General features: G+C 70.0%; 7 protein-coding genes. 3 read left to right on the forward strand and 4 right to left on the reverse strand.

Going from position 1 to position 9286, the window contains the following annotated elements; all coding sequences use genetic code 11:
• The first annotated feature begins 88 nt into the window (after nucleotides 1-88).
• Both VNF92_07695 and VNF92_07700 read left to right on the forward strand, forming a co-directional pair.
• Entirely contained in the window at nucleotides 89-421 is a 333-nt protein-coding gene (locus tag VNF92_07695; GenBank protein ID HVA57757.1) for a PadR family transcriptional regulator, read from the forward strand.
• Nucleotides 422-431: 10 nt separating this feature from the next.
• Nucleotides 432-3137 carry an ADOP family duplicated permease gene (locus VNF92_07700; protein ID HVA57758.1) on the forward strand — a complete coding sequence of 902 codons (2706 nt, stop codon included), beginning with the start codon at nucleotides 432-434 and terminating at the stop codon, nucleotides 3135-3137.
• Between the two features lie 30 nt (nucleotides 3138-3167).
• On the opposite strand, the gene VNF92_07705 is transcribed toward VNF92_07700, so the two are convergent.
• The 3 genes from VNF92_07705 to VNF92_07715 all read right to left on the reverse strand — a co-directional run bounded on the left by VNF92_07705 (nucleotide 3168) and on the right by VNF92_07715 (nucleotide 6731).
• On the reverse strand, nucleotides 3168-4292 hold the full coding sequence (locus VNF92_07705; GenBank protein HVA57759.1) for an alkaline phosphatase family protein: 1125 nt from the start codon (nucleotides 4290-4292) through the stop codon (nucleotides 3168-3170).
• Nucleotides 4293-4341: 49 nt separating this feature from the next.
• Nucleotides 4342-4914: a hypothetical protein gene (locus VNF92_07710; GenBank protein ID HVA57760.1), complete on the reverse strand. Its 573-nt coding sequence runs from the start codon at nucleotides 4912-4914 to the stop codon at nucleotides 4342-4344.
• A 92-nt stretch (nucleotides 4915-5006) separates the two neighbouring features.
• Nucleotides 5007-6731, reverse strand: a complete 1725-nt coding sequence (locus VNF92_07715) for a hypothetical protein (GenBank protein ID HVA57761.1) — start codon at nucleotides 6729-6731, stop codon at nucleotides 5007-5009.
• A 358-nt stretch (nucleotides 6732-7089) separates the two neighbouring features.
• Here VNF92_07715 and VNF92_07720 point away from each other — a divergent pair, with 358 nt between their 5' ends.
• A complete protein-coding gene (locus tag VNF92_07720; GenBank protein HVA57762.1) occupies nucleotides 7090-8745 on the forward strand; it encodes a DUF6600 domain-containing protein in 1656 nt (551 codons plus the stop codon).
• On the opposite strand, the gene VNF92_07725 is transcribed toward VNF92_07720, so the two are convergent.
• Nucleotides 8721-9286: GNAT family N-acetyltransferase (locus VNF92_07725; protein HVA57763.1), on the reverse strand; the 566-nt coding region annotated here is incomplete at its 5' end. The two genes, VNF92_07720 and VNF92_07725, sit on opposite strands and share 25 nt — an antisense overlap.

Here is a 9286-nt window from a genome sequence, read left to right on the forward strand (position 1 = left end):
GCGCCCACCGCGCCCCCGGCCCGCGCCTTCCCCTTGACACCCGACAGAAGGCATCGCATTCTCCTCTGTCCGTTCGACAGGAGACCCGATGGCCCCGTCCGCCGACGTGCTGCAGGGCACGCTCGACCTGCTCGTCCTCAAATCGCTCTCGCTGGCCCCCATGCACGGATGGGGCATCAGCCAGCGCATCCAGCAGCTCTCCGCGAACGCGCTGCAGGTGGGCCAGGGATCGCTCTATCCCGCCCTCTACCGCCTGGAAAAGAAAGCCCTGGTGACGAGCGAATGGCGCACCACGGAGAACAACCGCGAGGCCAAGTACTATTCGCTCACCCGCGCCGGCCGTCGCGCGCTGGGCAGCGAGGTGGAGAGCTGGCGGCGGTTCGTCGGTGCGGTTGATCTCATCCTCGACGCCGGCGAGTAGCCGCCGGCCCATGCCAGTCTTTCGCCGCACCGTCCTCTGGGTCCGCGCGCTGTTCGCCCGCGACCGCGTGGAGCGCGACATGGCGCGCGAGATGCGCGTCCACATCGAGATGGAGACGGAGCGGAACGTCGCGCTCGGCATGACGCCCGCCGAGGCGCGCCGCCGCGCCATGGCCGGGTTCGGCGGCGTGGAGCGCTTCAAAGAGGCCGTGCGCGCCGAGCGCGGCACCGGGTGGCTCGACGCGCTGGCCACCGACCTCCGCGTTGCCGTGCGCACGCTGGCCAAGCGGCCGGCGTTCACGACGGTGGTGGTGCTCACCATCGCGGTGGGCATCGGCGCGACGACGGCCGTGTACGGCTGGGCCAACTGGGCGCTCTTCCGGCCGGTGCCGGGCGTGCGCGACGGGGGGCACGTCGTGTCGGTCGGGTTCCAGCGGGAAATGCCCGGCGGCGGCATCTCCCCCACCGGCATCTCGTACCCGAACTTCGTGGATCTCGCGGGCACCGTGAAATCGTTCGCGAGCCTCGCCGGGTACGCCCCTGTTCAAACCCAGTTGGCGGCGCCGGGAGTCGAGCCGACGGACGTCCAGTCCGTCATCGTGCTCGGCGACTACTTCGGCCTGCTCGGCGTCGTGCCGCGCTTGGGACGGGCCTTTTCCAGCGCCGAGCTCGCGCCCAGCTCGTCCGACCGCGTCCTGATCATCAGCGATTCGCTCTGGCAGGCGGCCTTTGGCGGCCGGCGCAGCGTGCTGGGCCGGCAGGTGGATGTCAACGGCGCGCAGTTCACGATCATCGGCGTGGCGCCGCCGGGCTTCCGCGGCACCGACCGAACGGGTCAACTGGATCTCTGGTTCCCGCCGTCGGCCTATGCGCAGTTGGTCCACCAGCCGATGGAACTCGGCGACCGGCGTGAAAATTCATTCATGAACCTGATAGGCCGTTTGCGCCCCGGGGTCACGCCGGACCAGGCGCAGGACGAGACCAATCGCCGCCTCGATATCCTGGTCGCCCAATTCCCGGGCATCAACGACGTCTACAAGGAATGCCACGCCGTCGTGAACGCGGACCTTGGCATGCCGTCCTGGTCCCGGGGCTACACGGTAAACGTCGCACGTCTCCTGCTCGGGATCGTGGGCCTCGTGCTGCTCATCGCGTGCGCGAACGTGGCCAACCTGCTCCTCCTGCGGGGCGTGCGGCGCCGCGAGGAATTGGCGGTGCGCCGCGCACTTGGCGCCTCGGCGGCGCGCCTCGTGGGCCAGCACATGGTCGAGGGCGTCCTGCTCTCGCTGGCCGGCGGTCTGGCGGGGCTGGCGGTCGCCGTGGGCCTGTCCCGCATATTCGCCTCCACGCCGCTGGGGGCGGTCGGCACGTATCAGCACCTCGCGCTCGACGGACGCGTGCTCGCGGCGATGCTCGCACTCTGCGTGGGCACGGGCGTGCTGTTCGGACTCGCCCCGGGGCTCGCCGCGCTCCGGCACGATCCCATGCGCCACCTCAAGGACGGCACGCGCAGCCATTCCGGTGGCCGCGCGCCGGCCCGCAGCACGCTCACCGTGGTGCAGATCGCGGCCGCGATGGCGCTGGTCGTCGGGGCCGTGCTCCTTGGCCGTACGCTGTACGACCTCGCCCACGTGGACCTCGGATTCGATCCGGCACAGGTCTCGGTGTACTGGATCAACGCGGGGCCCCAGGGCTATGCACCCGATCGCATCGAGACGCTGCGGCACGACGTCCTCGAGCAGGCGTCGGCGTTGCCCGGCGTCCAGACGGCCGCCATCGCCTCCAGCTTGCCGAGCATGGGCGCCTACTTCGGCGAAGCGATCCACGCTGTCGGCGACACCACCACCAAGGGCCTGCTGAACGTGAAGTCGTTCACGGTCTCGCCCGGCTTCTTCGGGGCGCTCCGCATCGCGATCATCCACGGCCGCGCCTTCACGCCCGACGAGTTCGACGACACCACGTCGCAGTCGGCGATCATCAGTCTGTCCGCCGCGCGCGCCCTGTTCGGGAACGCCGATCCCGTCGGCCGCCAGTTCGCGGTACGGAGTTTTGGCGCCCCCGAACTGAAAACCGTGGTCGGCGTAACGGGCGACGTCCACATCGAAGGGCCCAAGACCGCGGGCGGCCTGGCGGTCTATACCCCGGCCCTCGCCGGGATGCTCGCGCGCTCGTTGAACCGGTTCTTCGCGCTCGTCATCCGCTCTCCGCGCCCCGACGCCGACCTCCGCCACGACGTCCGCGCCATTCTCGCCCGCGTCGCACCAGGCCTCCCCCTGCCCACCGCGCAGCCGTACGCCGCCATGGTGCGGCGTTCGGTAGGCGACAGCTACCTCTTCGCCCGTCTCGTCGGCGTCCTCGCCGCGCTCGCCGCCCTGCTCGCCACCATCGGCCTCTACAGCGTGGTAGCCTTTGCCGTCGCCGAGCGCACCCACGAGATCGGCATCCGCATGGCACTCGGCGCCCGCGAGGCGGCCGTCGTCAAACTCGTGGTCCGACAGTCCGCGCTGCTCACCATCGTCGGACTGGTGCTCGGCACCGGCGGCGCGGTAGCGCTCGCGCGGCTCTTGGCCAGCAAGCTGTTCGGCGTCACGCCGCTCGACCCCACCACGTACGTGGTGGCCGCCCTCATCTGGGCGCTCCTCGCAATGCTTGCCAGCATCGTCCCCGCCCGCGCCGCCGCCCGCGTCAATCCGGTAGAAGCGCTCCGCTACGACTAGCCGGCGTCGAGCGCGTCCAGCCTCGCGACGCTACCTGCCTGCCGCCCGCGTGTACACGTCGTTGCCGAACGCCACCAACCCCTTCTGCCCGGCATACCCGAGATACGACAACCCGAAAATCTCCTCGACGCTCTTCAGCATCGAATAGTGGTTGTACGGCACGTCCGACACCGTGCCCGGCCGGATGAACGGAGACAGCACCACCGCGCCGATCCGCCCCCCGCCCGGTCCGCCGGCGCCGGGTGAACTCGTGTTCGGTCCGGTCGGCTCGTTGCAACACGCCGACTTGTCGGCGCTCAGCGCCTCGTCGAACGTGATGATCAGCAGCCCGTCGCGTTTGAACGCCGGCGACCCCGTGATGCGCGGCACCCATTCCTTGAGAAAGCGGTTGATCCCTTCCAACCCGCCCGTCTCCCCGTTGGCGCAGTGCTGGTCGTGTCCGTCGTTGCACAGGTTGGGCGCGATGTACGAATAGTTGGGCGTGGTCGCCGCCAGCGCGAGATCGCGCGGCAGGGCGTCCAGCCGCACCACGTTCGTCTGGCACGACGCCGAGTCGATGATCGAGTGGAAGTACACGAACGGATTGTGCTTGGCCGCGTACTGGTCGTTGCGCGCCGCCCTCTCGGTTTGGTCCACGGTGCCGATCGGCACGTGGCCGCAGGTGGCCGATTCGCGCGCCGGGTCGTTGCCCATGTCCTCCATGTACGCTTTCCACGTGAGCCGCTTGGCGGCCAACTGGTTGGCGATCGTCGCCACGTGCGCTGGATAGACGCACCCCTGCCCGATCGGCTGTCCATCCGGCGCCATACCGGTTTGTACGAACTCCACGTACCGGCCGCAGTCGCTCTGGGTGGCCTCATTGGGCGCGATGCCTGAGATCATCGAGATGTAGTTGTCCAGACTCACGTGCCCGGTGCCGTAGTACTGCCGGAGCAGCGCCCCCGCCCGCACCAGCGTGTGGGCCAGGTACGGCGCCGCGCTGCCCGCCCCGAACGTCGCGTCGTAGTTCTTGTTCTCCAGCACGATCACGAACACGTGCCGGATGGCAGGCGGCCGCGGCGGCGCGTGGAACCCGCTCGCTCCGGCCGGCGCAGCCATCAGCATCGTCATCCCAACGGCGGCGGCACGACGGCCGCGAACTGCGAATAGCGACATGACGTCAATCCTGGACATGAGGGTCGACCGCCGGCATCCGCCGGCGGCACTACGGAATGAAACCCAACTCCTTCTGTCGAGCCTTCACGGCGGCAATGAACCGCTGGGCATCCGCCTCGCCGAACGTATTGTCCGTCTTCTCCCCGTTCACGCTGGTGTCCTTGAACAGTACGTGTTCGCCCCCGCTCTTCCAGTCGAACACGAAATGGCCGTTCTCGAATCGCAGGTCGCGTAGGTCCTTGAGCGGGAATTCGGCGTGCGACCCGATCGCGCCGGCCACCGAATTCTTGACGAGGCCGGCGATGCTCCCGCCCAGCCCGGAGTCGCTGCTCTTGGACGAATCCAGGTGCTGCCGGATCTTCGCCACCATCTTCGGCGAGAGCCCCGCCGCGAGCTTGTCACCGATCAGCACCAGGTCCATCGTGCTGTCGCTGTTGTATATCCGGAGGTCGCCCGGGCCGAGCGTGTCGGGCAGCGTTTTGAGGTCGCTCACGTGCAGATGGTCGGTCGCGGACCCGAATCGCCCCCCCACCCAGTGCACCGCCAACGCCACGGCGACCACCACCAGCGCGAGCTGGATCCCGCGGCCCGCCCACTTTCTCGACGCAGATGCATCAGACATCGGAACCCCCGTAAGAACTCGTCACGTAATCTCGTACGGAAATTGGCCCGCGCGAGTTCCGCCGGCCGCTGCCGCGCACCACACGCCCCTGCTCACCGACGCCCCGCCACCGCATTCGCAAACGTCTCCGCCTGCCGGATGCGCGCCGTGTCCCCCATCATGCGGGCCGAACGCAGCAGCCGCGCCGCCAGCGCCGCCGACGGCGCCTCGTGCATGGACAGCGAATCTGCCAACCCCCACGCCTCCCCCGACCGCCCCTCGCCGAGCAGCGCGTCGATCCGCGTCAGGCAGGCGCCCGGGTTGTCCCTCGTGCACGACGCGCGGGCCACGCGTTCCGCTTCGGCCCAGTTGTCCACCAGAATGAGCGCCTTGGCGTAGCTCCCGCCAATGAACGGCGAGGGCACCAGTCCATACGCCACCGCGTAGTGGCGCACGGCCTCCGCCGCATGCCCGGCGTGCATCGCCGAGTCGCCCAGGTAGCTCTGCCCCTCGAACGACTCCGGATGCGCCTGGGCCAGTTGGGCGAGCAGCGTGTCCGTCGATCGCCACACCGGGGTGCGCGTCCACACCCGCGCGATGGCGAGTACGGTCACCAGCACTCCCACGGCCCATGCCGCACGGGCGCGCCGCCGCCCGAGCGCCACCAGCGGCACCGCGGCGAACGCCACCCCCACCGACGGCAGGTACAGCGTTCGCTCGGCCAGCAGCACGCCCACCGGCACGATCAGGTTCGACACCACGAACACCGAGGCCACGAACCACGCCACCGCCGCCGTCCACCAGGGGGCGCGATGCCGCAGCGCCGCCGCGCTCGCCAGCACCACGCCCCCCAACAGCAGGCTCGCGTACACCGCCGGCTCCCGCCACGACGCGGCCACCAGCACGTTGGGCCCGTAGTCCGCCACCAGATCGCGCGGCCATATTAGTAAACGCAGATATTCCGGCCACATCCGCACGGCCGTGGCCACGCGCACGGCCGGCGAGACCCCCAACAGCGCCGTCGCCGGCGTCGTGCCGGCCAGCACCCCGAGCACGGCGTAGCGGAGGCCCAGATACCCGCCGAACACCCCGGCCAGCAGCACGTACAGCGGCGCGTCGTTCCACACGGCGCGCCACAGCGGCACGCGGCGCTCGGGATCCAGAAAATCCACCACCACGAGCAGCAGCGGAAGCGCCACCGCCGTCTCCTTCACCAGCAGCGCGGCCAAAAAGCAGACCGCGATCCCCAGCCATCGCACGGTCGCCGGCCCCCGCCGCGCCAGGTGCACACGGCACGCCACGAGCACGAGCAGCGTCATCATCAGCTCGGCGTACCCCACGATCCCCGCCACCGCCTCGACGTGCACCGGATGGATGGCGAACAGCAGCCCCCCCACCGCCGCGGCCAGCACCGGCGCGCCCAGCCGCAGCATCAGCACCACCAACAGCGCGCTCACCGCGGCGTGGAGCAGCACGTTCACCAGGTGGAACCCCACCGGGCTCCCGTGCCACAGCGCCCACTCGAGCATGTAGCTCACGATCGTGAGCGGGCGGTAGAGCCCCACCTGGAACGGAAGATTCGGCCAGTACGCCGACACCCACGCATCGCCGAACGCCGCGAGATGGTGGACGTTCGGATTCTGCGCCACGATCACGCGGTCGTCGAGCGCGAACCCGTTGGCGAGCGCGTTGGCGTACACCGCGCAGGCCACCGCGGCCACGAGCCAGGGCGCGAGACGACGAAGCCGGGAGTCGGACGACAGAGTGATCGCAGCGAGGGTGACGGGAGCCGCCGGCCGCGCCCGTGGCGGCCAGCGAACCCAAAGGTGCCAATACATTCGTCGTCTGGCAATGCGGGCGCGGTATCGCGCGCCCCGACGCCCCCGCCCCCGTGCCGGATCAACGGCTTTCCGCGATCAGGCCCCGCCTGACGGCGTGAGGGAGAATGGTGCACTGTCCGCGACGGGCAATCCATGGCATGGTTCAACAGCCGCCCATCCGTGGGAACTTCGCCCCGATTCGCGGTTACTCACACGCAACCCAAGACACGCGGAGCGTCGTATGGCGCGGCAGGCATATGTTCTCGGGATCGCTCGGCAGTCCCTCCGCCGGTGCGTCGTACCGGCCCTTCTGCTTCTTGGAACGTCGCGCGTGCTGGCGGCGCAGACCCTGAGCGCCGACGACCCCCCAACGCGCGTGGCCCGCGTCAGCGATCTCGCCGGCACCGTCTCGCTGCAGGCGTCGGGCGACAGCGGCTGGAGCGTCGCAACGCTCAACTATTCCATGACCACCGGCGATCGCCTGTTCACCGACGCCGGTTCGCGCGCCGAACTCGAGGTCGGTCCGTTCAGCGCGCGCATTGCCGACAGCACCGACCTCACGATCACCAATCTCACCGACCACCTGGCGCAGCTCGGCGTCGCCCAGGGCACGCTGCGGTTGAGCGTGTACCGGCTGGCGGCCGACGATTCCGTGGAGATCGACACCCCGAACGGCGCCCTCATCGTTCGCGCGCCCGGGCACTACCGCGTGGTGGTGCCCACCAACGCCGACTACACGCTGCTCACCGTCGATGACGGAGCCGTTGACACCTACGGACCGGGCCTCGCGCAGACCGTGCGCGGACCCCAGACCGTGCGCCTCTCCGGCACCAACCCCATCGACATCGCCACCATACCGCCGCTCCGTAACAGCGATTTCGACTCGTGGAGCGCCGACCGTGACGCCCAGTTCGCCTCCGCGGATTGCGGACGGTACATGAGCGCCGACATCCCGGGATGCACCGACCTCCACCACTACGGCCGCTGGACCAACACCGCCGAGTACGGCATCGTGTGGTATCCGCCCCCGGGCATCCAGGGGTGGGCGCCGTACCGCTTCGGGCACTGGGTGTGGGTGGAGCCGTGGGGCTGGGTGTGGGTGGACGACGAGCCCTGGGGGTTCGCGCCGTTCCACTACGGACGGTGGGCACTGATCGGCGCCGCCTGGGCGTGGGTGCCCGGTCCCATTGCCGCCCCCTGCTACTCGCCCGCCCTGGTCGTGTTCGCGGGCGGCGGGGGAATCGGCGTCGGCATTCAGGCCTGGTTCCCGCTCGGCCCACGGGATCCGTACATCCCCTGGTACCACTACGGCCCCCGCTATCTGAGAAGGGTAAACTCGGCGAACGTGCGCGGGGTGCGCGACATCGACGTGTTCGTGCGCGTCACCGACGTCTCGCGCATCCGGTACGCCCATCGCGTCGACGGCTTCACCGCCGTCTCCAGCGAGAACTTCCGCGATGGACACCGCGTGGACGGGTCGGTCATGCGCGTGGGCGCCCCCGAGATCGACCGCGCGCAGGCGCAGTCGCATCCGGCCGTGATGCCCACCGGCCGGGCGGCCTCGGGTGGCGCGCCCGCGCCGCGGCCGCCGGCCGTGCGCCGACCGCCCATGATCCAGGGCGCACCCACCGTGCGCACTGCGCACCCGACTCCAACGCCGGCGCGCGGCGCCGAGCGGCGCCCGCCCATCACCAAGGCCGCGCCGCCGCCCGTCACCAGGGCGGCTCCCCCGCCGCCAGGGCGTGCAGCGCCTCCCTCCGCGGGCCAGACGCGGCGAGCGATTCCGCGGCCCATCATCACGAAACGCGCGCCGCCGCCCCCGAACCCGCCGTTCAACGACCGGGCCAAAGCCATGCAGGCCAATCCCGGGCGTCCGCTGAACCCGCAGCAGATGGAGAAGGTGAGGCAGGCCAAGCCGGCCAAGGCTTCGCCGGCAAAGGGGCCGCCCGGCAAGGGCGGGCCGCCGCCCAAGAAAAAGGGCGGCGGCGGTGGTGACAGGGACCCCGCCTACGTCGAGCCCGTCGCCGTGTAGCACCGAACCACGCGGGCCCCGAATCCGGTCTTGAACCGGTAGAGCCCGTGTTCGATGTGCCCCTGCTCCTCCGTGCCCACGGCCATGCCGCCAAAGTTCAACTCGCGTATGCCCTGCGAGGTCAGATACGCGATGAGGTGGCCGATCACGGCATATGCGGCGTCGCACTCGTAACCCTCCCGGCTCGTTCCGGCCAGGAGGTAGTAGGCCTGCTCGCCGAACATCATGACGCCGGCACCGGAGAGCGGGCGCCCATCCCGCAGCACGAACCAGAATCGGATGGCCCGCTGCGCGAGATAGGCACTCATCACGATGCGGTAGTCCTCCACCGCCCAGGCCCGGGCGCTCCGGTTTCCGTGTTCATATCGGCGGCCGTACGTCACGTCCTGGAGTTCACGAAGCGTCATGGCGCCCGCCAGCGACGTGTCCTCGATGAACTCCAGGCCGCCCCGCAACGCCTTGCGCGTCTTGCGCCGGTGACCGGCACCCATCCCCGCAATCGTCGCTTCGAAACACGCCTCGAGCGGTACGCGGAATTCGA

This window comes from Gemmatimonadaceae bacterium (assembly GCA_035533015.1).
Lineage (GTDB): Bacteria > Gemmatimonadota > Gemmatimonadetes > Gemmatimonadales > Gemmatimonadaceae > JAGWRI01.